Origin of the sequence: Streptomyces sp. DH-12 (assembly GCF_002899455.1) — a bacterium.
In the GTDB taxonomy this organism is placed as follows: Bacteria; Actinomycetota; Actinomycetes; order Streptomycetales; family Streptomycetaceae; genus Streptomyces.
This window is the reverse complement of record NZ_PPFB01000001.1, coordinates 2,075,249-2,101,354: the sequence shown is the minus strand read 5'-3', so window position 1 is coordinate 2,101,354 and position 26,106 is coordinate 2,075,249. Positions and strand designations below refer to the sequence as shown.

Sequence of the window (26,106 nt, the reverse complement as noted above, 5' to 3'; positions counted from 1 at the left end):
CCTAGAAGCAACAAAATCGCATTAAGGTGGATCGCATGAGTCCCAGGCCCATGGTCCGCCCCGGCGGGCGCAGCGCACGCGTACAGGAGTCCGTCCATGCGGCGGTACGTGAACTCCTGGAGGAGGTGGGCCGCGACGCACTCACGGTCCCGATGGTGGCCACTCGGGCGGGCGTGACCCCCTCCACGATCTACCGTCGTTGGGGCGACCTGCAGGAACTCCTGTCCGACGTGGCCGTCGAACGACTGCGTCCGGAAACGGATCCGGCCGATCTCGGGAGCCTGCGGGCCGATCTCGACGCCTGGGCGGAACAGTTCGTCGACGAGATGGCCTCGCCGCCCGGGCGCGCCTACATCCGGGACGCCCTGCTCGGCGACCCCGACGGAACCAATGCCGGTCAGTGTTCGGCGTATGCCGCAGAGCAGATCGACGTCATGCTGGCCCGTGCGGTGCAGCGGGGGGAGCCGGTGCCCGAGAGGGAACTGCTGATCGACCGTGTCGTGGCGCCGATCATGTACCGCATCCTCTTCCGCCCTGGCCGACTGGACGCCGCGTACGCGCGCGAGCTCGTGACGAACGCCGTGTACGCCCAGCAGGCCGAGGCCGGCGCTCGCCCCACCCGGGCCGCCGCCCCTCGGCGCTCGAGGAAGGAACCCGACAGCTGACCACTTCGCTCATCGGACGGTCTGCCACTGGGCCGTGGAGGCCAAGCGGCCTGCTTCCCGGGCTCGTGCGGGAGTCGCGGACGCATCGTCCGGACCCCGCGCCGGGGGAGCGGGATCGCCGCGCCGCTCATTCGGCGCTCCCTCCGAGCCCGTGCGCGGGCGGGTTCCCGGCATGCGGTTCGGCGGGCGGCAAGGGTGTACAGCTCCTAGGCGGGACGAGGCTCGACGCCGGCGCTGGTGGCTGAGGGGTGCCTCGGGGAACTTCCCGCCGGCCACCCGCAGGCGGGCCGGCTTCCGACCGTCCAGCGCGCCGTGCAGCCACGGGTCGGACGTGCCCTACGCCACAATGAGCGGCAGGACTTCCCCCCTGTGGGCGACGACGGCGGCATCGGCCCCGATCCCACTCGACCCACTCGACGCGGACGGTGAGACCGGCGAGATCCACTGCCGGACGGCATCGCGGCAGACACCGGAGGCGGCCGGTCCCGGGGGCGCGGAAAGCGAGGCGGCAGCGTACTGCCCGGCATCGGTGTCCGTGGTGGTGCGGCGGCGCAATCAGCCGACGAGTGCGGCCGACCTCGCCGTCGTCGCCCTGGGCCGGCTCGAGGTCCTCGTCCGCAACCGGCTCAAGCGCCTTCAGCACCGGCCCGGCCCCCTCGACGGCTTCACGGCCGCACCGGCCTGGCCTCCGACGATCCAGCGTCACCCTGACAAGCCGAAGTCAGTGTGGAGCCTGCGGTGAAGGGGCCCTGACCCGCGGTTTTCAACCGGCGCCGTGAGGGTGAGGAGCGATGCGTCCGGCCCCCGCGAGAACAGTGAGGGGAGTGCCGGCGCTCACCTGACGCCTCTTCTGGAGGACGGCCAGGTGAGGCCGACGCGGCCGGGGCGCCTCGCAGGCCCTGCCCGGCCCTTGTCGCCTCGTCCGGCCCGCCGGCGACCTCGGTGGCAGCCGTGAGGCTCGTTCGACGCTCCGGCTGGATCAATATCTGTGCCCGCGGGCTGAGATTTCACTGGAACGCGCAGACAGATTCTCCGCCGCAATAAGTGAACTCGGACTCTTCCCGCACGCAGGCCGCCGCGGCGTGCTACTGTCGATCTCAGTTGCAGTTGTGGTTCCCGAAAACTTCAAGTGCCTCCGGATCGGCTCCTGTGCCGCTGGAAGCGCTTTTACATGTTCCGGTCTTTTTCCGGGCGGGGTGATCATCGCGGCGACACGGGGCCCGCACGGTGCGGACCCCGAGACACTGCCCCGAAGGAGAAATGACATGGCTGCTGGTACTGTGAAGTGGTTCAACGCGGAAAAGGGTTTCGGCTTCATCGAGCAGGACGGCGGCGGCGCTGACGTGTTCGCCCACTACTCGAACATCGCCACCCAGGGCTTCCGTGAGCTGCTCGAGGGCCAGAAGGTGACCTTCGACATCGCGCAGGGCCAGAAGGGTCCGACGGCCGAGAACATCGTCCCCGCCTGACGCTGACGCGCATTTCGTAGCTGGGACCCGCATCCTTTGGGGTGCAGGTCCCAGCTGCTTGTGTTTTCCGTAACTTTTTCTCCTGCGGAGGACCGACGGAAAACCCGTGAAGCACCCCTCGAGGGTGCGCACGACCCGGCATGACCTCATCGCGACGGATGCCCGAACAGTGCGTCCGCTGTGCGTCACTCATTTCAGCGCCTGTGCGTGTACGGATTTCCGTCGGACAGATGCGCTGTCGCGTTCCACCGGCCCGTTCATGCAATTCTCCGTGCTGTTCACCGCTGCGGGAATTCCTTGATACGCGCCGCATCGAGGAAGGTTCTTCATGAACCGCACACGTACGAACGACCGTTTCTCCCGTACCCGTGAGGGCGGTGCCGGCTCCGGAAGGGGCGGCAGCCGATTCGGTTCGGCGGCCCCGAACCGGTCGGGCAGCTCGAGCCGCTCCGGCGGTCACGGCCGGCGGCCCGCCGCGATGCAGGGAGAGTTCGCCCTCCCCGAGACGGTCACTCCCGCGCTTCCCGCCGTGGAGGGCTTCGCCGATCTCGACATGCCCAAGGAACTGTCGGCCGCGCTGGGTTCGCAAGGCGTGACCGTGCCGTTCCCGATCCAGGCCGCGACCCTGCCGAACTCCCTCGCCGGACGGGACGTCCTGGGCCGTGGCCGCACCGGCTCCGGCAAGACCCTCGCTTTCGGTCTGGCGCTGCTGGCCCGTACGGCCGGGCAGCGCGCCGAGGCGCGGCAGCCGCTGGGACTGGTCCTCGTACCGACGCGTGAGCTGGCGCAGCAGGTCACCGACGCGCTCGCCCCCTACGCCCGCTCCGTGAAGCTGCGGCTGGCCACCGTGGTGGGCGGGATGCCGATCGGCAGGCAGACGAGCGCGCTGCGCGGTGGCGCCGAGATCGTCGTCGCCACACCGGGACGCCTCAAGGACCTCATCGACCGCGGCGACTGCCGGCTGGACCAGGTGTGCGTCACCGTCCTCGACGAGGCCGACCAGATGGCCGACATGGGCTTCATGCCGCAGGTCACCGCCCTGCTCGACCAGGTCCGCCCCGAGGGCCAGCGCATGCTGTTCTCCGCCACCCTCGACCGCAACGTCGACCTGCTCGTGCGCCGCTACCTCAGCGACCCCGTCGTGCACTCCGTCGATCCCTCGGCCGGCGCGGTCACGACGATGGAGCACCACGTGCTGCACGTCCACGGCGCGGACAAGCACAAGGCCACCACCGAGATCGCCGCGCGTGACGACCGCGTGATCATGTTCCTCGACACCAAGCACGCCGTCGACCGCCTCACCGAGCACCTCCTGAACAGCGGGGTACGGGCCGCCGCCCTGCACGGCGGGAAGTCGCAGCCGCAGCGCACCCGCACGCTGACGCAGTTCAAGACCGGGCACGTCAACGTGCTGGTGGCGACCAACGTCGCGGCGCGCGGCATCCACGTCGACAGCCTCGACCTCGTCGTCAACGTCGATCCGCCCACCGACCACAAGGACTACCTCCACCGCGGCGGCCGCACGGCCCGCGCCGGCGAGTCCGGCAGCGTCGTCACCCTGGTCACCCCGAGCCAGCGCCGCGCCGTGACCCGCCTCATGGCAGCGGCCGGCGTCGTCCCGCAGACCACCCAGGTCCGCGTCGGCGGGGAAGCCCTGCGCCGCATCACCGGGGCCCAGGCCCCCTCCGGCATTCCGGTCGTCATCACCGCACCGGTGGCCGAACGCCCCAAGAAGCGCGGCGCGACCTCACGCGGCCGGCGCCGTCCCGCTTCGGCGGCCCGCCGCGCGTCCGTACGGCAGTCGGCCGTCGGTACGGCGGCGTAGAACCCTCGTGATCAGAAAGCCGGCCCATCTCCGCAGGAGGCACCCTTTGACGCTGGTCCAGACGCAGGTCCGTCCGGAGAACGCCCACCGCGTGCACGGCACGGTGGCCGACACCGTGAAAGCGGCCGGACCGCAGGTCTGGGAGGACATGACCGTGGAGGTGGCACTGTCCGTGATGGCCGCCGCCCGTACGGCTCATCTGGTCGTCTGCGACGACGACGGTCTGTGCACCGGTCTGGTCACCCGGGCCCGGCTCACGGCCGTTCGTGACAGCTCCGGTTACATGGACCGGATCCGTCTGCGTGACATCGCCGACGTCATCGCTCCCTTCGCCTCGCCGCTGACCACGGGGGCCGAGGCCGAGCGTGCGGTGCGGCGCCGCCGGCCCGGGGCCCTGCCCGTGGCCGACGAACAGGGCAACGCCCTGGGTGTCCTCGCCCTCTCCCGCTGAACCGCTTACGGCGGTCGGCCCCGTCCCTCCTCTCCCTGTGAGGCATCATGCGCTGTGTCATCGCCCGCTTCCCGTTCGACCTGACCAAGAGCGGCGTACTGGAATCGATGAAGGGCGTCAGGCCCGAACCGGTCACCGGCGAGTCCGTGATCATCGGACGACGCCACTACCCCGCCAAGCAGGTCGGCGAGGTCGTCACCCGCCAGGACCGGCGCGATTTCAGCGTCGGCGAGGTCCTGCGGGCCATGTCCCGGCTCGGCTTCACCTGTCGCACCCTTCCCGAGGCCGCACCCGCGCGCGTGGACAGCCCGTTGCAGCGGGCGTCCGCACTGCTCGGCACCCCCTCGTCCGGCTGACCGACGGGACGAGCGGGAACCGAACGGAGCGGTGAGGGTCCTGCCGGCACGTGCCGGCAGGACCCTCACCGCGTGACGTGCCGCTCCCGGCGCGGCGGCGGGTCGGTGGCCGGAGCAGCTGCAGTCCCCACGGTCCCGGCGCCGCAGATGCGGGTGCCCGGACCGCCGGGAAGGAGGGAGCGCACAGGTGATGGATCACGCCGCCCACTCTCCGGGTACCGTGAAGGCATGAGCCATCCGCATCCCGAGCTGAAAGCCGCGCCGCCCCTTCCCGAGGGAGGACTGCGGGTCGTCGCCCTGGGCGGCTTGGGCGAGATCGGCCGCAACATGACCGTCTTCGAGCACGCCGGCAAGCTGCTCGTCGTCGACTGCGGCGTGCTGTTCCCCGAGGAGACCCAGCCCGGTGTGGATGTGATCCTGCCGGACTTCACCTCGATCCGGGACCGGCTGGACGACGTCGTGGCCGTGGTGCTCACCCACGGCCACGAGGACCACATCGGCGGCGTGCCGTACCTGTTGCGCGAGCGGTCCGACATCCCCGTCGTCGGTTCCAGGCTGACGCTGGCGTTCCTGGAGGCCAAGCTCAAGGAGCACGGCATCCGGCCGCGCACGGTCCGGGTGCGGGAGGGCGACCGGCGCGGTCTGGGACCGTTCGACTGCGAGTTCGTGGCGGTCAACCACTCCATCCCCGACAGCCTCGCGGTCGCGATCCGCACCCGGGCCGGGATGGTGCTGCACACCGGCGACTTCAAGATGGACCAGTTCCCCCTCGACGACCGCATCACCGATCTGCGCGCCTTCGCCCGCCTCGGCGAGGAGGGCGTGGACCTGTTCCTCACCGACTCCACCAACGCCGAGGTGCCCGGCTTCACCACCTCCGAGCGTGAGCTGAACCCGGCGATCGAGCAGGTGATGCGCACCGCGCCGCGCCGGGTCATCGTCTCCAGCTTCGCCAGCCATGTGCACCGCATCCAGCAGGTCCTGGACGCCGCCCACCAGCACGGCCGCAAGGTCGCCTTCGTCGGCCGGTCGATGGTCCGCAACATGGGCATCGCCCGGGACCTGGGCTACCTGAAGGTCCCCTCCGGTCTGGTCGTGAGCACGAAGGAGCTGGAGAAGCTCCCGGACCACAAGGTCACTCTGGTGTGCACCGGCTCCCAGGGCGAACCGATGGCCGCGCTGTCGCGGATGGCCAACCGCGACCACATGATCCGCATCGGCAAGGGCGACACCGTCCTGCTCGCCAGCTCCCTCATCCCCGGCAACGAGAACGCCATCTACCGGGTGATCAACGGACTCACCCGGTGGGGCGCCCACGTGGTCCACAAGGGCAACGCGAAAGTGCACGTCTCCGGGCACGCCAGTGCCGGCGAACTCGTCTACTGCTACAACATCGTCAAACCCCGCCACGTCATGCCGGTGCACGGCGAATGGCGCCACCTGCGGGCCAACGGCGACCTCGCCATCCGTACCGGCGTCGATCCCGACCGGGTCGTCATCGCCGAGGACGGCGTCGTCGTCGACCTCGTCGACGGGCGCGCGACCGTCACCGGCAAGGTTCCCGCCGGCAACGTCTACGTGGACGGCATGGAGGTCGGCGGCGCCACCGAAGCGTCCCTCAAGGACCGCCTCACCCTCGCGGAGGAAGGCGTCGTCACGGTGGTGGCGATCGTCGACGCGGACACCGGCGCCCTCGCCGAGGCCCCCGACTTCCTGGCCCGCGGCTTCGTCCACGACGACACCACCTTCGAACCGGTCGTTCCCGTCATCGAGAAGACCCTGGCCACCGCGGCCGAGGAAGGCGTCGGGGACGCGCACCAGCTCGAACAGCTCATCGCCCGTGCCGTGGCGAACTGGGCGTTCCGCACCTACCGTCGCAAGCCCCTCATCATCCCCGTCATCATCGACGCCTGAGCCATAGCCCGGCAGATGTCCGGGGCCGGGCGCCGACGCGTACGAGGCGGACCCCGGCGACGAGCCGTTGCTGATGTCCGCCCTCGGTGTGAACGCGGACCGGGCAGGCGGTCGCACAGGACCGGGCCTGCTGTCCCGGTGGCACACCCGGGCCCCACGCGCCGGCCGGCCGTGCCGGCCCGGCCTGCGCGGTCGCGTGTGCCGGGCTCCTCAGAGCGCTTGCCAGACCCGGGTCAGCGCCGACGTGGTGAGAACCTGCTCCGGACGCCCCTGCTCGGCGAGGTGACCGTCCTGGAGCAGGAGGCAGGCGTCCGCCGCGCGCGCCACCTCGAGGTCATGCGTGGCCTGGACGACCGTCACCCCGTCGGCGGCGAGCGCCGTCAGCAGGGCCCCGATCCGCTCCCTCGCCTCCGGGTCCAGGCCGGTGGTCGGCTCGTCGAGGAGCAGCAGGTCCGACTCCTGCGCCAGTCCTTGGGCGATGAGAGCGCGTTGGCGCTGCCCGCCCGAGAGCTCGCCCAGCTGACGTGAGGCGAGGTCGCCGATGCCGAGCCGGCCGAGCGCCGTGTCCACGGTCGCGTGGTCCCGTGCGGTCAGCCGGCGCCACGGGCCGCGCTCGCCCCAGCGCCCCATCTCCACGGTCTGCCGAACGGTGAGCGGCAGGGTGTCACCGACCGCTCCGCGCTGAGGTACGAAGGCGGGCGGCCGGCCGCCGGTGCGGAGGAGATCGCCGGACGTCGGCTTGATCACACCGGCGAGCACGCCGAGCAGGGTCGACTTGCCGCTGCCGTTCGGGCCGACGAGCACCGTCGTGGCCGACTCGGGTATCTCGCCGGTGACGTGACGGAGCACCGGGCGCCCCGGATAGCCGGCGCACAGTTCCGAGAAGCGGATGCGGGCGGCCGGGCCGAGGGACGGGGCGGGGGAGGGGGGCGGTTCTTTGAACATGATTTTCATTGTAGTCTCCTGGTCATGGATTGGTTGACGGTCCCGTTCGAGGTGACCTTTGTGCAGCGGGCCCTGTGGGGCGGGATGCTCGTATCCGCCATCTGCGCGTTGGCGGGCACCTGGGTGGTGCTGAGAGGGATGGCCTTCCTCGGTGACGCCATGTCCCACGGGCTGCTTCCCGGTGTCGCGGCGGCCGCGCTCCTCGGGGGGAATCCGATGGTGGGCGCGGTGGTCAGCGCCGCCGTCATGACGGCCGGCGTCACCGTGCTGGGCCGTACGCCGAGGCTGTCCCAGGACACCGGCATCGGGCTGCTGTTCGTGGGCATGCTCTCGCTCGGCGTGATCATCGTGTCGCGCTCGCAGTCCTTCGCGGTCGACCTGACCGGTTTCCTCTTCGGCGACGTTCTCGCCGTCCGGCAGCAGGACCTCCTCGTGCTCGCGGCGGCGTTGCTCGTGGCGCTGGTGGTGTCGGTGCTGGGCCACCGTGCCTTCCTGGCCCTGGCGTTCGACGAGCGCAAGGCCCACACCCTGGGGCTGCGGCCGCGCCTGGCCCACGCGGTGCTGCTCGGCCTGCTCGGTCTGGCGATCGTCGCCTCGTTCCACATCGTCGGAACACTGCTGGTCCTCGGGCTGCTCATCGCACCGCCGGCGGCCGCCCTGCCCTGGGCCCGCTCCGTGCGCGGGGTCATGGCGCTCGCCGCCCTGCTCGGCACCTCGGCCACGTTCGGCGGCCTGCTGCTGTCCTGGCACCTGAGCACCGCGGCCGGCGCGACCGTCGCCGCTCTCGCGGTGAGCCTGTTCTTCCTCTCCCACCTGCTGTCCGGCCTGCGTGACCGCCGTACGCGCCGCGTCCACGCCCCGGTCCCCGTACTCGAAGTCAACTGAAAGAAGCCGAGGCGATCGTCATGACCGTCCGCAGAAACGTCACTCCGTGGGCATCGGCCGCACTGGTGCTCACCGCGCTGCTCACCACGAGCTGTGCGGGAGAGGGGAACAGCGCCGCACGGCCCGCCGCGAGTTCCCCGTCCGCGACCCCGCACGGGTACGTCGAAGGAGCCCGGGAGGCCGCCGAGCAGCAGTCCCGGCTCCTCCTGAACGACCCCGACAGCGGCGACACCAGGATCCTCGACCTCATCACCGGCAAGGCGCACAGGACGGCCCCGGTGAAGGACGCCGTCCGGCTGTGGACGGACGGCAGGTTCGGCTACCTCCACACGTCCGGCGGCACGCACGTCCTCGACGGCGGAGCCTGGATGGTGGACCACGGGGACCACGTCCACTACTACAGCGCGGCGGCACGGGACGTCGGTGAGCTTCCCGCGGGCAGCCGGGCCCAGGTGCGCAGCGACGCCGCCGTGACCGCGGTGACCGACGAGGACGGCCGCGCCCTCCTCTACGACCGCGGCGAGCTGGAGAAGGGACGGATCGCCTCTTCCCGTACGCTGCCGGGCACTTACACCGGCGCCGTCGTCCCGTACGAGGAGCACCTGCTGGCCTTCGCGGACAAGGGCGGCACGACCGGACTCGTCGTCCTCGACCGCGAGGGAGAGCGCGTCGCCTCACCGGACGTGACGTGCGAGGAGCCCCGGGGCGACGCCGTCACCGGACGCGGCGTGATCCTCGGCTGCGCCGACGGCGCCCTGCTCGTCCGGGCTCGGAGCGGCGCCTTCACCGCCGAGAAGATCCCGTACGGACAGGACGTCCCGGCGAAGGAGCGGGCCACCGTCCTCCGCCACCGCCCCGGCAGCGACACCCTCACCGCCGCGGCCGGAGACGCCGTCTGGGTCCTCGACGTCACCGAGCGGACCTGGACACGGGTGGACACCGGGCCGGTCGTCGCGGCCAACACGGCCGGGGAGGGCTCCCCGTTGCTCGTCCTGGAGACCGACGGCTCGCTGCACGGCTACGACATCGCCACCGGGAAGCAGACCGCGCGGACCGAGCCGCTGCTGACGGACCGGAAACGGGCCGGCGCCGGCGGCAGCGCCCCCGTCATCGAGGTCGACCGCAGCCGCGCCTACGTCAACGACCCGGAGGGCAAGAGGGTGTTCGAGATCGACTACAACGACGGCCTGCGCATCGCGCGCTCCTTCGACCTGGACGTCAAGCCCGTCCTCATGGCGGAGACCGGACGATGAGCCGTACCGAGACGAAGCAGCGCGCACGGGTGGGCATCGCACGCCTGCGCCACCTGATCGCGGGCCTGCTCGCCCTCGTGACAGCCGCGACCGCCACCGCCTGCACCACCACCGGCGACGACCGTCCCGGCATCGTCGTCACGACCAACATCCTCGGCGACGTCACCCGGAAGGTCGTCGGCGGCGAGGCCGACGTCACCGTCCTGATGAAGCCCAACGCCGACCCGCACTCCTTCGGTCTGTCGGCGGTGCAGGCAGCCGAGCTGGAACAGGCCGACCTCGTCGTCTACAACGGCCTGGGCCTGGAGGAGAACGTCCTGCGGCACGTGGCCGCCGCCCGCGAGTCCGGGGTCGCGACCTTCGCGGCCGGCGAGGCGGCCGACCCGCTCGCCTTCCACACCGCCGACGACGGCGGCCCCGAGGGCGAGGCAGGGCAGCCCGACCCGCACTTCTGGACCGACCCCGACCGGGTGCGCAAGGTCACCGGCCTGATGGCCGACCAGATCATCAAGCACGTCGACGGCGTCGACGCCGACACGATACGCGCCAACGCCGAGCGCTACGCGAAGCACCTCGCGGAGCTCACCACCTGGATGGAGAAGTCCTTCGGCCGGGTGCCCGCGGACCGGCGGGTCCTCGTCACCAACCACCACGTCTTCGGTTACCTCGCCGACCGCTTCGGCTTCGAGGTGATCGGCGCGGTCATCCCCAGCGGCACCACGCTGGCCTCACCCAGCTCCTCGGACCTGCGCTCCCTCACCGAGGCGATGGAGAGGGCGGGCGTACGCACCGTCTTCGCCGACTCCTCCCAGCCCGGACGGCTCGCCGAGGTGCTGCGGACGGAGATGGGCGGCGGGGTCCGCGTCGTCGAGCTCCACTCGGAGTCCCTGACCGCCGAGGGCGGGGGCGCCGACACCTACCTGCGGATGATGCGCGCCAACACCACCGCCATGGTCGCCGGCCTGACCGGCGACTGACCCTCCGAGCCTCCCGGCGCACCGGCCATCGGACGCCGGCACGTCATGCCCTCATGCCGCCACCGCGCGGTGCAGAAAGGAACACGCTGATGAACAAGTCGATACGCGGCAGAGCCCTCACGGGCACGGCACTGGCCCTGGCGGTCTCCACCGTCCTGACCGCCTGCGGCGGAGGGGACTCCTCCGCCACCGGCGCCGAGTCCGACGGAACCGCGAGCGCCACGCCCGCGGTGGCGGTCGAGGACCCGCTGGTCGCCACCTTCGACGGCGGCCTGTACATCCTCGACGGCGAGAGCCTGAAGCTCGCCGGGACCATCGAGCTTCCCGGCTTCAACCGGGTCAACCCCGCGGGCGACGAGGACCACGTCGTCGTCTCCACCGACAGCGGCTTCCGCGTCCTGGACGCCACCGGCCAGGCCTTCACCGGCATCGAGTACAAGGGCGCCAAGCCCGGCCACGTGGTCCGTCACGCCGGCAAGACGGTGCTCTTCACCGACGGCACCGGAGAGGTCAACGTCTTCGACCCCGCCGACCTGAGCACCGGCAGGAAGCCGGAAGGACGCACCTACACCTCCGCCGAGCCGCACCACGGCGTCGCCATCGAGCTGGCCAACGGCGAACTCCTGAGCACCCTGGGCACCGAGGAGAAGCGCACCGGCGCGCTGGTGCTGGACGAGAACGGCAAGGAGATCGCGCGCAACGAGAACTGCCCCGGCGTCCACGGCGAGGCGGCAGCCGAGAACGAAGCCGTCGCCGTCGGCTGCGAGGACGGCATCCTGATCTACAAGGACGGCGAGTTCACCAAGATCGACGCACCCGACGCCTACGGCCGCATCGGCAACCAGGCCGGCAGCGACGTCTCGCCGGTCCTCCTGGGCGACTACAAGACCGACCCGGAGGCCGAGCTGGAGCGTCCCACCCGCATCTCCCTCATCGACACCGAGAAGATGAAGCTGCGCCTGGTCGACCTGGGCACCAGTTACTCCTTCCGCTCGCTGGCCCGCGGCCCGCACGGCGAGGCCCTGGTCCTCGGCACCGACGGTGCCGTCCACGTCATCGACCCGAACACCGGGAAGGTCGAGAAGAAGATCCCCGCCGTGGGCCAGTGGCAGGAGCCGCTGGACTGGCAGCAGGCCCGGCCCGCCCTGTTCGTCCGCGGACACGTCGCGTACGTCTCCGAGCCCGGTAAGAAGGCGCTGCACGCCATCGACGTGGAGACGGGGAAGAGGATCACCTCCGTCACCCTGCCGAAGAGCACCAACGAACTGTCGGGCGTCGTCCCCGGCCACTGACTCCGCGATGTGCCCTCGTCACAGCGGCCTCGATGCTGCGGCGGCGAGGGCACACCGCTGTCCCGCCGCGGGGCCGGACCCCGCGGAGGACGAGCGCCCACAGGCGCGTTCCCGCTGATCACCGCCACCGGCGTCCTCGCACGCTCCGCCCTCCGGGCCCCGGCCCGCCACGAGGAGGCCGGAAAGCCCATGACCCTCCTTCCCGCGGACCCGGTTGCTGCGAAGAGTGTGCAACAAGGCTCTTGCTGCTAGCGTGCAGTTGCACATGACTCGCAATAACGTCGGAGGACGTTGGACATGGCGCTTTACACGCTCCCGGAGCTTCCGTACGGCTACGCGGCGCTGGCTCCGGTGATCAGCCCGGAGATCATCGAGCTGCACCACGACAAGCACCACGCGGCCTATGTGAAGGGCGCGAACGACGCCGTGGAGCAGCTGGCCGAGGCGCGCGACAAGGAGTCGTGGGGTTCGGTCAACGGCCTGGAGAAGAACCTGGCCTTCCACCTCTCGGGCCACATCCTGCACTCGATCTACTGGCAGAACATGACCGGACCGAAGGAGGGCGGCGGCGAGCCGCTCGCCCAGGACGGCGTGGGGGACCTGGCCGAGGCGATCAAGGAGTCCTTCGGCTCCTTCGCCGGCTTCAAGGCCCAGCTGTCCAAGGCCGCCGCCACCACGCAGGGCTCGGGCTGGGGCGTGCTCGCGTACGAGCCGCTCAGCGGGCGGCTGATCGTGGAGCAGGTCTACGACCACCAGGGCAACGTCGGCCAGGGCTCCACCCCGATCCTGGTCTTCGACGCCTGGGAGCACGCCTTCTACCTCCAGTACAAGAACCAGAAGGTGGACTTCATCGAGGCCATGTGGCAGGTCGTCAACTGGCAGGACGTGGCCAGGCGCTACGCCGCCGCCGAGGAGCGCGGCGGCGGCCCGCTGCTCGAGCCGTGACGCCGTAGCCGCCCCGTCGTCCTGCTCGTGATCGTCTTCTCACCTTTCACCGGGCAGGCGCGACGAAGGGCCCCGCGAGCACACCGCTCGCGGGGCCCTTCCGCCGTCACCCTCCCGGACACGGAGTACGGCCGGTCACCGGACCGGTGCCGGTGCACCGCCGTACCTCTCGCCCGCCCGCTTCCGTCACCGGCGGTGGGCGGCCTCGGGCATGACCGCCGAGGCCGTGTCCGCGGTCGGACGGGGGCCCGCCTCCGCAGCCGGCGAGCCGTCGGCCCGAGGCGGCTCCGGCTCCTGCCGCGAGGGCTGCGGGATGCCGGGCGCACAGACGGCTCCGACGAGAACGACCGCGACGCCGGCCCAGATCGCGGGGTGCAGTGACGAGGCGGTCGCCATGGGGGTGACGCCGTTCCCGGTGACGGGCGCCCTCGGGATCGCCCTGGCGGCCGGGGGTCCTGCCGCTCGCCCGGCGGCGTACGGGCGAGAGCGGCCCTGACGTCTGACGACGTGCCGCCCTCACGGGCAGCGACCGGCTCCGGATCAGCCCTTCCTCGACCTGCCCTCGGCGGGCCGACGTGACCGCCACCCGCAGGGCGACGCCGGGGAAGAGGCCGTCGTCGGCCGTCGGCGTGCGCGCGCACCAGCGCTTCCGGGGGCTCGGCGTGCGCCGCCTGTCGCCCTCCGCGCCTCGGCGGAGGCATCCCTGCCGTGGTCCAAGGGCGCGGGTGCCGTCGGCGCGACGGTCTGCCGGGGCTCGCGCGGCCTGCCGTGGACGGGTGCCGGGCCGTCAGGCGTGCTGGTGTGCGGGTGGGGTGCTCCGGCACAGGTGCAGGGCGCATTATTCTGAGACCCGCGACCGGTGGCCCGCGGGTGTGCGTATCCCTGCGAAGGGTGACGGGTGAACCAAGGCGTAGGGGTCGGCAGGAGGGGAAGGGTGTCGCGTGGAGCGTTCAGGCCGGTCGGTGAGCAGGCCACAAGCGGGGGTCGGGGAACAGGTGTTCACCGCCGACCCGGAGGTGGGCCGGGACCTCGCCGGGGTGGACTGGGCGGCCACGCCGCTCGGCCCGCCGCAGGAGTGGCCGCAGAGCCTGCAGACGGCCGTCAGCATCCTGCTCTCCTCCCGGTTCCCGATGTGGATGGCGTGGGGCGAGGAGCTGACGTTCTTCTGCAACGCGGCCTACCGGCGGGACACGCTCGGCCGTAAGTACCCGTGGGCGCTGGGCCGGCCCGCGAACGAGGTGTGGGCGGAGATCTGGGGGGACATCGGCCCGCGCATCGAGGCCGTGCTCGGCACCGGGCAGGCCACGTGGGACGAGGGACTGCTCCTGTTCCTGGAACGCTCCGGCTACACCGAGGAGACGTACCACACGTTCTCCTACAGCCCGCTGCGGGACGACGCCGGTGACGTCGTCGGCATGCTGTGCGTGGTCAGCGAGGACACCGAGCGGGTGATCGGCGAGCGGCGCATGGCCACCCTGCGGGACCTGGGCTCGGACCCCAGCGTGATCCGCACCGAGCAGGAGGTGCTGGCCTTCGCCGACCGGCAGCTGTCCCGCAACCCCAAGGACCTGCCCTTCACCCTGACCTACCTGTTCGACGGCGACGACGCCAGGCTGGCGGGTGCGACCGGCGTCACCCCCGGGCTGCCCGCCGCACCGCGACGCCTTCCCGTGGCCGGCTCCGAGGGCGTGTGGCCGGCGGCGGCGCTGGCCGAGGGCGAGACGCGCCTGGTCCCGCTGACCGGCGCACCGTTCGACGGACTGCCCGGCGGCGGCTGGCCGGAGCCGCCCGAGGAGGCGCTCGTGGTGCCCTTGCTGCAGCAGGGCAGCGCGCCGTACGGCTTCTTCGTGGCCGCCCTGAACCGCTACCGCGACCTGGACGACCACTACCGGGGCTTCATCGAGCTGGCGGCCGGGCACATCGCCTCCGGCATCGGCAGCGCCCGCAGCTACGAGGCGCAGCAGCGGCGCGCGGAGGAACTGGCGGAGCTGGACCGGGCCAAGACCACCTTCTTCTCGAACATCAGCCACGAGCTCCGCACCCCGCTGACCCTGATCATGGGACCGGTCGAGGAACTGCGCACCCGGCTCACCGACGCGGGGGAGGAGATACGGGCGGAACTCGACGTCATCCACCGCAACGGGCTGCGGCTCGGCAAACTGGTCAACACGCTGCTGGACTTCTCCCGCATCGAGGCCGGCCGGATGCAGGCCCGCTACGAGCCGGTCGATCTGGCCACGGTGACGGCGGAACTGGCCAGCGTCTTCCGCTCGGCCATGGAGAGAGCCGGGCTCACCTTCGACGTGGACTGCTCCCCCCTGGACGAACCGGTGTACGTGGACCGCACCCTGTGGGAGAAGGTGGTCCTCAACCTGCTGAGCAACGCGTTGAAGTTCACCTTCGAGGGAACGGTCCGCGTGGCCGTGCGCCGCTCCGGCTCCCATGCCGTGGTCACCGTGGCCGACACCGGGACCGGCGTGCCGGAGGCGGAGATGCCCCGGCTGTTCGAGCGCTTCCACCGCATCGAGAACGCCCGCTCCCGGTCGAACGAGGGGAGCGGCATCGGGCTGGCCCTGGTGCGGGAACTCGTCGGTCTGCACGGCGGCACGATCGACGCCGAGAGCACCGAGGGGAAGGGCACCACCTTCACCATCCGGATGCCGTTCGGCGCCGCGCACCTGCCCGAGGGCTCCACGGTGGCGGAGCCGGCCGGCGCCACGGCCCCGGCCGCCGCCGACCCCTACGTCCACGAGGCCCACCGCTGGCTCCCGGTGAGCGCGTCGGGCGCGTCGCCCGACGACGGCCCGGAAGCGGCGGGAGCCGTCCCGCTCGGGTCGGACGCCGGTCCCGCGCGCAGCGCACGGGTACTGGTGGCCGACGACAACGCCGACATGCGCGAGTACCTCACCCGCATCCTGGCTGCCGCGGGGTACGAGGTCACCGCGGTCGCCGACGGCGTCGCGGCGCTCGACGCCGCCCGCCGGCGCATTCCCGATCTCGTCGTCAGCGACGTGATGATGCCCCGGCTGGACGGACTGGAGCTGGTGGCGCGACTGCGTGGCGACACCCGTACGGCCTCGGTGCCCGTCCTGCTGCTGTCGGCCAGGGCCGGGCAGGAGGCGTCGATCGAGGGACTGCAGGCCGGCGCCGACGACTACCTGGTGAAGCCCTTCGCCGCGGCCGAGCTGCTGGCCCGGGTCCGCGCGAACGTCGAACTGGCCCGGCTGCGCGGCCACCACCTGCGCTGGCGGACGGCGCTCATCGACTCGCTCCAGGAGGCGTTCTTCGTCTGCGACGAGTCCGGGGCCGTCGTGGAGATCAACGCGGCTTTCACCGACATCCTCGGCTACGGGCCCGAGGGCCTGCCGTACGCCCCGATCCATCCGTGGTGGCCGGACGCGGACACCGATCCGGGCGCGCACGAGCAGGTCGGCCTCGCCTTCGCCGGCCTGCTGGAGACCCCGCAGGGCTCGTACACCGTCCCGGTCACCCGCCGGGACGGCCGCCGCCTGTGGATAACCGTGACCTACAACAAGGCCGAGGACCCGGACACGGGCCGCCGGGTCACGGTCGGCACCTTCCGCGACGTCACCGCCGAGCACTACGCCATCCAGCGCGAGACGGCGCTCGCGGCGCTGAGCACCTCGCTGTCACGCGCCACCAGTCTGCCCGAGGCGCTGTCCGGGGCCCTGGACGAGCTGCGGTCGCTGTGGCACGCACGCGACGTGGTGGCCGCCGTCTTCGGCGACGACGACACGCCGGAGCTCACGACCGCCGACGCGGATCTGCGGTGGGAGGACCTGCCGGCCGAGCGCCGGGAACTGCTCGCGGCGCTGCGCCGCCGGTCCCCGCTCACCGTGGTGCCGGAGGACAACGGCGCGAGTGTCCTGCTGGAACACCCGCGAGGTCCGCTGGCCCTGTGGGTCGATCTGGGGGGACACCGGCCGTTCACCTCCGAGGACCAGCTGCTGCTGTCGCTGCTGGCCGGGCATCTCGCGCAGGGTCTGGTGCGGGCGCATCAGATCGACCAGCAGCGGGAGGCCGCGATCGCGCTCCAGCGCGCCATCCTCGGCCCCGCACGGCTTCCCGACGGTTTCGCCGTGCGGTACGAACCCGCCACACGCCCGCTGGAGGTGGGCGGCGACTGGTACGACACCGTCGCCCTGCCGGACGGGCGCATCGGCATCGTCGTGGGTGACTGCGTCGGACGTGGCCTGGAGGCGGCCAGCGTCATGGGGCAGCTGCGCAGCGCCTGCCGCGCCCTGCTGCTCCAGGACCCCAGCCCCGCCCGGACGCTCACGGCGCTCGACCAGTTCGCGGCCGGCGTGACCGGTGCGCAGTGCACGACCGTGTTCTGCGGTGTGCTCGATCCCGCCACCGGAGAGCTCACCTACTCCAGCGCCGGGCATCCGCCGGGCATCCTCGTGCACCCCGACGGCACCACCCGGCTGCTGGAGGAGGGGCGTGCGCTGCCCCTGGCCGTACGGCCGGGCCGGCCGCGCCCGGAGGCCGCGTGCTCCCTTCCCGCCCGGGCCACGCTGCTGCTGTACACCGACGGCCTCGTCGAACGCCGGCGGCGTCCGCTCAGCACGGGGATCGAGCAGGCGGGCGACGCCGTGCAGGAGGGCCGCGACATGCCGGTCGAGGACCTCGCCAGCGCCGTGATGTCGAGGCTCGCGCCGACAGGCGGGTACGACGACGACGTGGCGCTGCTGCTGTACCGCCATCCGGCGCCGCTGGAGATCACCTTCCCGGCCGAGTCCGCCCAGCTCGCCCCCGTCCGCAAGGCGTTGCGGAGCTGGCTCGCCCAGTGCGACCTGCCGCCGAACACCGTGCAGAACGTTCTCGTCGCCGCCGGTGAGGCCTGCGCGAACGCGATCGAGCACGGCCACCGCAACGCTCCCGGGGAGGACGTGCGGCTGCGCGCCGTGGCGCTGGTGGACACCCTGCGCGTGACGGTCGCCGACAGCGGCCGGTGGAAGGTTCCACGGCCCGAAATCAACGCTCACCGGGGCCGGGGCATCTCCCTGATGCACGCCCTGATGCAGCAGGTCACCGTCTCCCCCGGCCCGTCCGGCACCACCGTCGACATGCAGATGAGGATCGCCTGATGACAACCCCGCTCACGCTCATACCCGGACGGAGCCCCGACGGCACCGTCCGGCTCGTCGTCAGCGGCGAGATCGACATGAGCAACGTCGGTCATCTGGCCGAAGCCCTGGACGGTGACCCGGGCCCCCTCGTCGTGGACCTGACGGAGGTGGAATACCTCGACAGCGCAGGGCTGAGCGTGCTGTTCGCCCACGCCGAGAGGCTGGAACTGATCGTTCCCCCGCTGCTCGAACCCGTCGTCACCGTCTCGGGTCTCGCCGAACTGGCCACCGTTCACGGCCCCGGCGCCCGGAACGGACCGCGGGATTGACCCGGCCCGCACGGGGAAACCGCACCATGCCCCTCCTCTCCGCACGCCCGTGCGGCGGTGACACCCGCCGCCGTACGCGCCGCGCCGCACAGAGACCGTCCGTACCAGAGCCGTCCGTCCAGGAGTGAAGTCTCACGTGAGTGACACCCTCGACACGACCGTCCGATACACCGGGAAGCGCACAGCCGTCGTCGTGGTCACCGGAGATGTCGACCTGCACACCGCGCCCGTGCTGCGGGCGCAGGCGCTGACCGCCGTGAGCCAAGGCGCTCCGCACCTCGTCCTGGACATGGCCCAGGTGGACTTCGTCGACTCCACCGGCCTCAGCACCCTCATCGTCCTGATGCACGCCGCCCAGAAGGCAGGCGGTTCGCTCCGCATCGCGCGCGTGCCCGACCGTCTCGTGCGCATGGTGAACATGACCGGCATCTCCGAGTTGCTCCCCCTCCACGACACGGTCGCCGACGCGCTGGCCGCCGTCGCCCCGGACGGCGCCGCCGACGGCGCCGGCGCGTCCGGGTGACGCCCGTGGCCGCTCCGCCGCGGTGCCGAGAAGGGCGGTCCGCCGGCGGGGCGAGGCGATGAGCCGTGAGGCGACCCGTCGCCCCGGACGCTCCGGACGGCCCGGCCGCGGGACGGTCGCGCCTCGCCGGCCGGTCGCGCCCCACCCCGTCGGACGCGGTGATGTCCCGCGCGGCCGGGACGTCACGTCGCACGCTCCCGCCGAAGGCATGGGCCGGAGCCGGGGGGAACGAGTGCCGGTCCGGTGCACGCGCCGGTGGAGGGGACGAGATGAGAGCTGAACGGGAACCGCGGTCCGAGGAGGGGGCGCGCCCGTCACCGGCGGAACGGGACGTGGACGAGGACCTGTCGCTGCTGTTCGGGACGTCGGCCGCGCTGTTCGCCTCCATGGCGGGTCCCGCCCATGTGCTGGAGGCCGCGAACCCCGCGTTCTTCACCGCGATCGGGGGCGGGCGGCGGGAACGCACCGGTGTGCCCCTGGGCGATCTGATGCCCGAGTTGAAGGCCCAGGGCTTCCTCGGGCTGCTCGACCAGGTCTACCGGTCGGGGGAGCGGCACATCGGCCGCGACACCCGTGTCGTCATCGGCGTCGGCAGCCAGGCCCGTGAGGCGTTCTTCGACTTCACCTACGAGGCCCGCCGCGACGCCGGCGGCAACGTCATCGGCGTACGCATGATCGGAGTGGAGACCACCCAGGTCAAACACGCCCGGCGGCTGGCCGCCGAGCAGCGCGCGCTCCTGGAACAGATCGCCCGTCAGGCGCCCCTGCCCGAGGTGCTGGAGGGGATGTGCCGGGCGATCGAGGAACTCTCCCCCGGCGTCATCGTCTCGGTCCTGCTGGCGGACGAGGACGGCCGCCGCCTGCACCACGGTGCCGCACCCAGCCTGCCCGGCTTCTACAACCGGGCCATCGACGGCATCGCCATCGGCGAGGGAGTCGGCTCGTGCGGCACGGCCGCCCACCGGCGGCAGAAGGTGATCGTCACCGACATCGCCCGCGACCCCCTGTGGGAGGACTTCCGTGACCTGGCCGGCCGGGCCGGACTCGCCGCGTGCTGGTCCACGCCGATCCTCGGCCGTGACGGGCGGGTGCTGGGCACGTTCGCGATGTACCACCGCACACCGTGCGCCCCCCAGGACATCCACCTCGCGCTGGCCCGCCTCTTCGTCGACACCGCCGCCCTCGCCGTCGAGCGGCATCACGCCGAACAGGCCCGGCGGGCGGCCGACGCCCGGGAGAAGGCGGCCCGCGACGACCTCTCCTACCTGCTGGCCGTCAGCACCGCGCTGGCCGGCCCGCTGGACGAGGGGGAGACACTGCGACGGCTGGCCGACCTGGCCGTCCCGGTGCTGGCCCCGCTCGCCGCGGTGGACGTCGTGGAGGCGGGACGCGTCCAGCGGGTGGCGGCCGCCGCCACGAGCGAGCGCGCTCGTGAGCTGCTCGCCTCGCACCGCCCCGTCCCGGACACCGGGGACGACGCCCTCGCGCGGGTCCTGGCCTCCGGCGTCACCGAAGTGGCCCGCCGCACCCCGACCGGTCCCGGACTCTGGCAGGAGCTGGGCGTCACCGGATACCTCTGCGTGCCTCTGCTGGACCGGGGGCGTCCTTTCGGCGCGCTGAGCCTGTACGCGACGGACGAAGCGTCCCTCGACGGCCACCGGATCGCTCTGGCGGAGGAAGTGGCCCGCCGCGCCGCTTCGGCCGCGCGCAACGCACGCCAGTACGCGCAGCGCGCCGCCCTCGCCCGTGACCTCCAGACCGGCCTGCTGCTGCCGGACCTGCCCGACGTCCCCGGCGCGCAGCTCGCCGCCTTCTACCACCCGGCCGGCCAGGGGCTCGACATCGGGGGCGACTTCTACGACGTCTTCTCCCGCGGGGACGGAAGCTGGTCCTTCGTCCTCGGGGACGTCTGCGGGCGCGGTGCCAGGGCCGCCACCACGACGGCCCTGGTCCGGCACACCGCTCGCGCCGTCGCCCCGCTGCTCGACGACCCGGTCAGCGTCGTCAAGGCCGTCGACCGAGCCCTGAACGACCGCAACCCCGAGCAGAACAACGGCTTCGTCACGCTGGTCTACGGCCACCTGACGCCGGTCGGCGACGGACTCGCCGTCGAACTCGTCAGGGCGGGCCACACACCGCCCCTCCTGCTGGACGCCGGCCACGCGGTCACCCCGGTCGAGGCCTCCGGCGGCCTGCTCGGCATCGGCATCCCGCCCCTGCTCGACGCCGTCCGTTTCACGCTGCGCCCCGCGGAGAGCCTGGTGCTGTACACCGACGGCATCACCGAGTGCCGGGCCGCGGGCGCGGAGCAGTACGGGGACGCGCGACTGGCCGACGCCCTGGCCTCCGCCCCGCTCCGCCCCACCGCGACGGACGTCGTGCGGACCCTGACGGAGGACATCCGCGCCTTCATGGACGGTCGCACGGTCGACGACGACCAGGCCGCGCTGGTCGTCACCGCGGACGCGCCGCCACCGTGCTCGCGGTAACCGCGCCCTGACCCGGGGGGACCGGCGGCGGGTGACGGGCCGTCGGCCGATCCGGCGCAGGCCGTGCGACGGGCGTCGGGGACGACTGCCGCCCGCGCGAGGATCGTTGGTACGGGCTCCCTGCGCCGCTCCGTCGTCACACCGGGCTTCTGTCATCCCGCCCATGACGCCCCCGGGCCGACGACCTTCTCAGGGTCCGGGGGAAGGCGGGGACGTACGGCCTGAGGACTGACTGGGTGTGTCCGGCCCGGTGGGAACATGCGGTCCACGGCCTGGAGGGGGCCGTCCTCGGGTGGTCGAGCGCGCGGCAGGACCTGGCTGCGGGGCGCTTCGACCGGGTCTACGCGACGATGTCCCGGGACCCGTGACAGCCGCTTCGAAAGTTTCGGTACAGCTGTGCGTGCTTGCGTTGCGTGCGCCTCGCCCGTCCGTCGACGCTCCACGGTGATGCCCTTGTGGGCGGGGGCGACCTGGGCATATGTGTACCGTCCCAGGTGATCCGCTGGAGGAACAGTTTCCGAAAGGTTGTCGAAACTGTTGACAGGCCCATGACGTCCTTCGAAAACTGTGGCCACCGCACGACAGCAGGTCCCCGTTCCCCTCACGTCGCACGACCGGGGACGGTGGCCGCTCCATGCAAGGCCGCGGGCGGCAGGAGCCGCCCGGCCCCCACCGACCTTCACCGGGAGGACGCATGCACCAGGACGGCACGCAGCAGGACCGGATCCGGCAAAGCCCCGCCCCCTTCAGCGGCCTGAGCCGCCGCGGCTTCCTCGTCGGCGCCGGCGCCGGCGCCGCCGCGCTCGCCACCGCGTCGGGGCTGCTGGTGCCCGGCACCGCCCACGCCGCCACCACCATCACCACCAACCAGACCGGCTACGACGGCATGTACTACTCGTTCTGGACCGACGGCGGCGGCTCCGTCTCCATGACGCTCAACGGCGGCGGCAGCTACAGCACCCGGTGGACCAACTGCGGCAACTTCGTCGCCGGCAAGGGCTGGAGCAACGGCGGACGCAGGACGGTCCGGTACACCGGCTACTTCAACCCGTCGGGCAACGGCTACGGCTGCCTCTACGGCTGGACCTCGAACCCGCTGGTCGAGTACTACATCGTCGACAACTGGGGCAGCTACCGGCCCACCGGCGAGCACCGGGGCACCGTCACCAGCGACGGCGGCACGTACGACATCTACCGGACGACCCGGTACAACGCCCCGTCCGTCGAGGGAACCCGCACCTTCGACCAGTACTGGAGCGTCCGCCGGTCGAAGGTGACCAGTGGATCCGGCACCATCACCACCGGGAACCACTTCGACGCCTGGGCGCGCGCGGGCCTGAACCTGGGCCAGTTCAGGTACTACATGATCATGGCCACCGAGGGCTACCAGAGCAGCGGAAGCTCCACCATCACGGTCTCCGGCTGATCCCGTCGCCGCGCCGGCCCCGTGAGCACGCCGCTCACGGGGCCCTTCCACGGTCACGGGAGGAAGGTCACCTGGGGAGCGCCCGTGCGCGGATGGACGGCGACCTCGGCCGCCACGCCGTAGACCTCGGCCAGCAGGCGGGGCGTCAGGACGTCCGCGGGCGGGCCCGAGGCCGTGACCCGGCCGGCGTGCAGGACGTAGAGGCGGTCGCAGTAGCGGGCGGCGAGGTTGAGGTCGTGCAGGGCGGTCAGGACCGTCGCCGGCAGCCTCCGCAGGGTGCCGAGGAGTTCGAGCTGGTGCCGGATGTCGAGGTGGTTGGTCGGCTCGTCCAGGACCAGCAGCGCGGGCTGCTGGGCGAGGGCGCGGGCGATGAGGACGCGCTGGCGCTCGCCGCCGGAGAGCAGGTCGAAGGGGCGGTGGGCGAGGCTCGTGGCGTCGACCGCTTCGAGCGCCGCCGCGATCGCACCGGCGTCCTCGGCGGTGTCGCCGTCGAGCAGCCGCTTGTGCGGGGTGCGGCCCATGGCGACGACCTCACGCACCGAGAGGCCGAACGAGGCGCCCGTCTCCTGCACCACCGCCGCCACCGTGCGGGCCAGTCGCCGCACGGGCAGCGACCAGGCGTCGGCACCGTCGACGGACACCCGGCCGGCCGCGGGGCGCAGGACGCGGTAGACGGCGCGCAGCAGGCTGGACTTCCCGCTGCCGTTCGGACCGACCAGGCCGATGACCTCACCGGGGCGGGCCGTCAGGGAGACCTCCTCGACCAGCCGGTGCGCGCCGGCGGTGAGGGTGACCGTGTCGATGACGAGTTCGGTGCCGGTCATACCGCTCCTCGGTCGGTGCTCCGGCGGGCAGTGCGGCGCATCAGCCACAGGAAGAAGGGGCCGCCGCACAGGGCGGTCAGCACGCCGACGGGGATCTCCATGGGCGCCGCGACGACGCGGGCGGCGATGTCCGCCCAGACGAGGAAGACCGCGCCGCCGAGGGCTGCCGTCGGCAGGACGCGCCGGTGGTCGCCGCCGACGGCGATGCGGACGATGTGCGGCACCATCAGGCCGACGAATCCGATCGGGCCGCACGCCGCCACCAGGATGCCGGTGACGAGGGAGAGCACGACGAACATGCGGGCGCGGAAGCGGGCCACGTCCAGGCCCATCGTGGTCGCGGCCTCCTCACCGGCGAGCAGGAGGTTGAGGTTGCGGGCCTGCACCATGAGGACGGCGACCCCCAGGAGCAGGGCCGCGCCGGGCAGCCGGACCGTGTCCCAGGTGACCCCGCCGAGGCCGCCCAGGGTCCAGGCGAGGACCGCGCGGGCCTCGTTGCCCCGGTCGGTGGCGAGCAGCAGCAGGTCCAGCACGGCGGTGAGCATCGCGGCGACGGCCACACCGGACAGCACCAGCCGTGCCGACGTGATGCGGCCGCCGGTGCGGGCGGTGGCGTAGACGAGCACCAGGGCGCCCAGCGCGCCCGCGAACGCGGCGACCGACAGCGACGCCGGCCCGAACAGGGTCACCCCGAACACGATCACCGACACGGCGCCCAGGGACGCCCCCGAGGAGACGCCGAGCAGGTAGGGCTCGGCGAGCGGGTTGCGGATCAGGGCCTGCAGGGCGGTGCCCACGACCGCGAGGCCCGCCCCGGCCACGGCCCCGAGGAGCACGCGCGGCGCGCGTACGTCCAGCACGATGGTCTCCCGCGCCCGCGACCAGTCCGGTTCCGTCCAGCCGGCGCCCAGCGCGTGCGTCACGATGCCCCACACCTGGCCGGGCGGCACCCGCACCGACCCGATGGCCAGACCGGCGGTGGCGGAGACCGCCAGGGTGACGGCCAGGACGACGAGGGTGACGGTGAGACCGGCCAGGCCGGCCCGCCCGTCGTCCTCGTGCCGTCGCCGTGCGGCCCGCTCGGTGCCGGTCCCGACGGCCGGGGCCGTCACGCGAAGCTCTCGGGGTGGAGGCCGCGGGCCAGGTCCTCCACCGCGTAGGCGGAGCGGACGCCCACCAGGGTGGCGGTCAGCGGCAGGACGACGAACCGCTTGTTCCTGATGGCGGGCACGTCCTCGAGAGCGGGCTGGGAGAGCAGGAACTTCTTCTTCCGTTCCACGCTGCCGGCGCCGGCGTAGTCGTAGATCGCGATGACCTCGGGCCTGCGGTCGACGACCTGTTCCCAGGAGACGTCGCCGAAGACGTCGTCGAGGTCGGCGAAGACGTTCTCGCCGCCGGCCAGCCGGATCAGTTCGGTGCCCAGGCTCTTGCCGCCCGCGGTGAAGGCGGTCCGGTCGCCGCTGTCGTAGACGAAGACGGGCACCTTCGGCACGTCCGCGACCTTGCCGGCGGCCTTCCCGACACGGTCCGCGAGGTCGGCGACCAGCGCGTCGGCCCGCTCCGGGACGCCGAAGATCCGGCCGACGGTGCGGATCTCGTCGTAGGTGTCCCGCATCGTGACCCGCTTCCTGCCGCAGTACTCGCGGTTGAGGTGGGTGTCGATGCCGGCGTCGGCGAACGCCGTGCGGGAACGGCCCTCGTTCTCGGCGAAGGCGCTGCCGTAACCGCCGTAGACGAGGTCCGGGTCGGCCTCCAGGACCGTCTCGAACGACGGCTCCTTCCTGGCCAGTTCGGGGATCGACGCGTAGTCCTTCCTCAGCTCGGGCAGGACCGGGGAGTCGGGGAAGGCGGTGCCGACCATGTGGTCCTTCAGACCGAGGGCGAGCATCAGTTCCGCCGGGTGCTGGTGGATGGTGACGACGCGCGCGGGCGGCTTCTCGTACGTGGTCCGCACGCCGCAGTTGTCGACGGTGACGGGGAAGCCTGCGGCCGGTGCGGCCGGCGCCTTCGCGTCCTGGGCGGTGTCCCGGGACGATCCGCAGCCGGCGGTCAGCAGGGCGGCCGCGAGGGCGAGGGCGGCGGTGGTCGCCCGCACGGCGGGCCGCCTGCGGGCAGGGGTGGACAGGGCGGGACGGGACGTGCCGTCGTACACGTGAAGCCTCCTGGGGAGTCCGCGCTCCTCGGAACGGGCCCGCGACAGGCCAGTGTCCTGACTCCCGGATCGACGCTTCCCCCTGGCCTTCCCGCGCGGCGCGCAGTGGCACGTGGAAGGGGGTGCACTTCCCGGTCACAGTGGCGGGACCGTGCCGGACTCGCACCGGCTTCCTGTCTCCCGTCGCGGTGTTGATGACCCGTCGATCCTACGAGTCGGCCCCCGCGGGGCGAAAGGGCGGGGCGGGTGTCCGCACCCGCCCCGGAGCGGCGGCGCCTCGCACCGCCCGCCGG

20 protein-coding genes, 1 pseudogene and 1 riboswitch are annotated in these 26,106 nt (G+C 72.3%); of the genes and pseudogenes, 17 read left to right on the top strand and 4 right to left on the bottom strand.

The features are described 5' to 3' along the window. Nucleotides 1–35: 35 nt before the first annotated feature. From C1708_RS08260 to C1708_RS08230, 7 genes and pseudogenes are all read left to right on the top strand, one after another. Nucleotides 36–665: a TetR/AcrR family transcriptional regulator gene (locus C1708_RS08260; RefSeq protein ID WP_106412044.1), complete on the top strand. Its 630-nt coding sequence runs from the start codon at nt 36–38 to the stop codon at nt 663–665. A gap of 565 nt (nt 666–1,230) precedes the next feature. Beyond that, nucleotides 1,231–1,376: pseudogene (locus C1708_RS36110) on the top strand (IS630 family transposase); the annotation flags it as partial. Between the two features lie 554 nt (nt 1,377–1,930). Beyond that, complete coding sequence (locus C1708_RS08250) at nt 1,931–2,134, top strand: cold-shock protein (protein WP_030404051.1); 204 nt, start codon at nt 1,931–1,933, stop codon at nt 2,132–2,134. A gap of 328 nt (nt 2,135–2,462) precedes the next feature. After that, nucleotides 2,463–3,959: a DEAD/DEAH box helicase gene (locus tag C1708_RS08245; protein WP_106412043.1), complete on the top strand. Its 1,497-nt coding sequence runs from the start codon at nt 2,463–2,465 to the stop codon at nt 3,957–3,959. Between the two features lie 46 nt (nt 3,960–4,005). After that, nucleotides 4,006–4,410, top strand: a complete 405-nt coding sequence (locus tag C1708_RS08240; RefSeq protein WP_198602432.1) for a CBS domain-containing protein — start codon at nt 4,006–4,008, stop codon at nt 4,408–4,410. Between the two features lie 47 nt (nt 4,411–4,457). Continuing rightward, nucleotides 4,458–4,766: an SCO5918 family protein gene (locus C1708_RS08235; protein WP_106412042.1), complete on the top strand. Its 309-nt coding sequence runs from the start codon at nt 4,458–4,460 to the stop codon at nt 4,764–4,766. A gap of 228 nt (nt 4,767–4,994) precedes the next feature. Then, a complete protein-coding gene (locus C1708_RS08230; protein ID WP_106412041.1) occupies nt 4,995–6,680 on the top strand; it encodes a ribonuclease J in 1,686 nt (561 codons plus the stop codon). Between the two features lie 210 nt (nt 6,681–6,890). On the opposite strand, the gene aztA is transcribed toward C1708_RS08230, so the two are convergent. After that, nucleotides 6,891–7,634, bottom strand: a complete 744-nt coding sequence (aztA, locus tag C1708_RS08225) for a zinc ABC transporter ATP-binding protein AztA (protein ID WP_106412040.1) — start codon at nt 7,632–7,634, stop codon at nt 6,891–6,893. Between the two features lie 15 nt (nt 7,635–7,649). On the opposite strand from aztA, the gene aztB reads away from it, so the two are divergent. From aztB to C1708_RS08170, 10 genes are all read left to right on the top strand, one after another. After that, complete coding sequence (gene aztB, locus C1708_RS08220; RefSeq protein WP_106412039.1) at nt 7,650–8,510, top strand: zinc ABC transporter permease AztB; 861 nt, start codon at nt 7,650–7,652, stop codon at nt 8,508–8,510. 20 nt (nt 8,511–8,530) lie between these two features. Then, entirely contained in the window at nt 8,531–9,763 is a 1,233-nt protein-coding gene (locus tag C1708_RS08215; RefSeq protein ID WP_106412038.1) for a hypothetical protein, read from the top strand. Beyond that, a complete protein-coding gene (gene aztC, locus C1708_RS08210) occupies nt 9,760–10,740 on the top strand; it encodes a zinc ABC transporter substrate-binding protein AztC (protein ID WP_106412037.1) in 981 nt (326 codons plus the stop codon). The genes C1708_RS08215 and aztC overlap by 4 nt, the downstream gene beginning before the upstream one ends. A gap of 89 nt (nt 10,741–10,829) precedes the next feature. Further along, complete coding sequence (gene aztD / locus C1708_RS08205; RefSeq protein WP_106412036.1) at nt 10,830–12,032, top strand: zinc metallochaperone AztD; 1,203 nt, start codon at nt 10,830–10,832, stop codon at nt 12,030–12,032. Between the two features lie 297 nt (nt 12,033–12,329). Beyond that, nucleotides 12,330–12,977 carry a superoxide dismutase gene (locus C1708_RS08200; RefSeq protein WP_106412035.1) on the top strand — a complete coding sequence of 216 codons (648 nt, stop codon included), beginning with the start codon at nt 12,330–12,332 and terminating at the stop codon, nt 12,975–12,977. 1,130 nt (nt 12,978–14,107) lie between these two features. Then, the gene (locus tag C1708_RS08190) at nt 14,108–18,088 is read left to right on the top strand and encodes a SpoIIE family protein phosphatase (RefSeq protein ID WP_241911430.1); all 3,981 of its coding nucleotides are present in this window, start codon (nt 14,108–14,110) and stop codon (nt 18,086–18,088) included. Beyond that, entirely contained in the window at nt 18,088–18,399 is a 312-nt protein-coding gene (locus tag C1708_RS08185) for an STAS domain-containing protein (protein WP_106412032.1), read from the top strand. The genes C1708_RS08190 and C1708_RS08185 overlap by 1 nt, the downstream gene beginning before the upstream one ends. Before the next feature lie 136 nt (nt 18,400–18,535). Continuing rightward, entirely contained in the window at nt 18,536–18,922 is a 387-nt protein-coding gene (locus tag C1708_RS08180) for an STAS domain-containing protein (protein WP_106412031.1), read from the top strand. Nucleotides 18,923–19,191: 269 nt separating this feature from the next. Then, nucleotides 19,192–21,411, top strand: a complete 2,220-nt coding sequence (locus C1708_RS08175; protein ID WP_106412030.1) for a SpoIIE family protein phosphatase — start codon at nt 19,192–19,194, stop codon at nt 21,409–21,411. Between the two features lie 694 nt (nt 21,412–22,105). Further along, a complete protein-coding gene (locus C1708_RS08170; RefSeq protein ID WP_106412029.1) occupies nt 22,106–22,837 on the top strand; it encodes a glycoside hydrolase family 11 protein in 732 nt (243 codons plus the stop codon). Between the two features lie 53 nt (nt 22,838–22,890). On the opposite strand, the gene C1708_RS08165 is transcribed toward C1708_RS08170, so the two are convergent. From C1708_RS08165 to C1708_RS08155, 3 genes are read right to left on the bottom strand one after another with little or no spacing between them, the layout of a single operon-like run. Next, a complete protein-coding gene (locus tag C1708_RS08165) occupies nt 22,891–23,661 on the bottom strand; it encodes an ABC transporter ATP-binding protein (RefSeq protein WP_106412028.1) in 771 nt (256 codons plus the stop codon). After that, nucleotides 23,658–24,773: a FecCD family ABC transporter permease gene (locus C1708_RS08160; RefSeq protein WP_106412027.1), complete on the bottom strand. Its 1,116-nt coding sequence runs from the start codon at nt 24,771–24,773 to the stop codon at nt 23,658–23,660. Before C1708_RS08160 ends, C1708_RS08165 begins: the two co-directional genes overlap by 4 nt. Next, nucleotides 24,770–25,813, bottom strand: coding sequence for an ABC transporter substrate-binding protein (locus C1708_RS08155; protein WP_106412026.1), 1,044 nt, complete (start codon nt 25,811–25,813; stop codon nt 24,770–24,772). The genes C1708_RS08160 and C1708_RS08155 overlap by 4 nt, the downstream gene beginning before the upstream one ends. Before the next feature lie 30 nt (nt 25,814–25,843). Then, a riboswitch (cobalamin riboswitch) is annotated at nt 25,844–26,031 on the bottom strand. Nucleotides 26,032–26,106 lie beyond the last annotated feature (75 nt).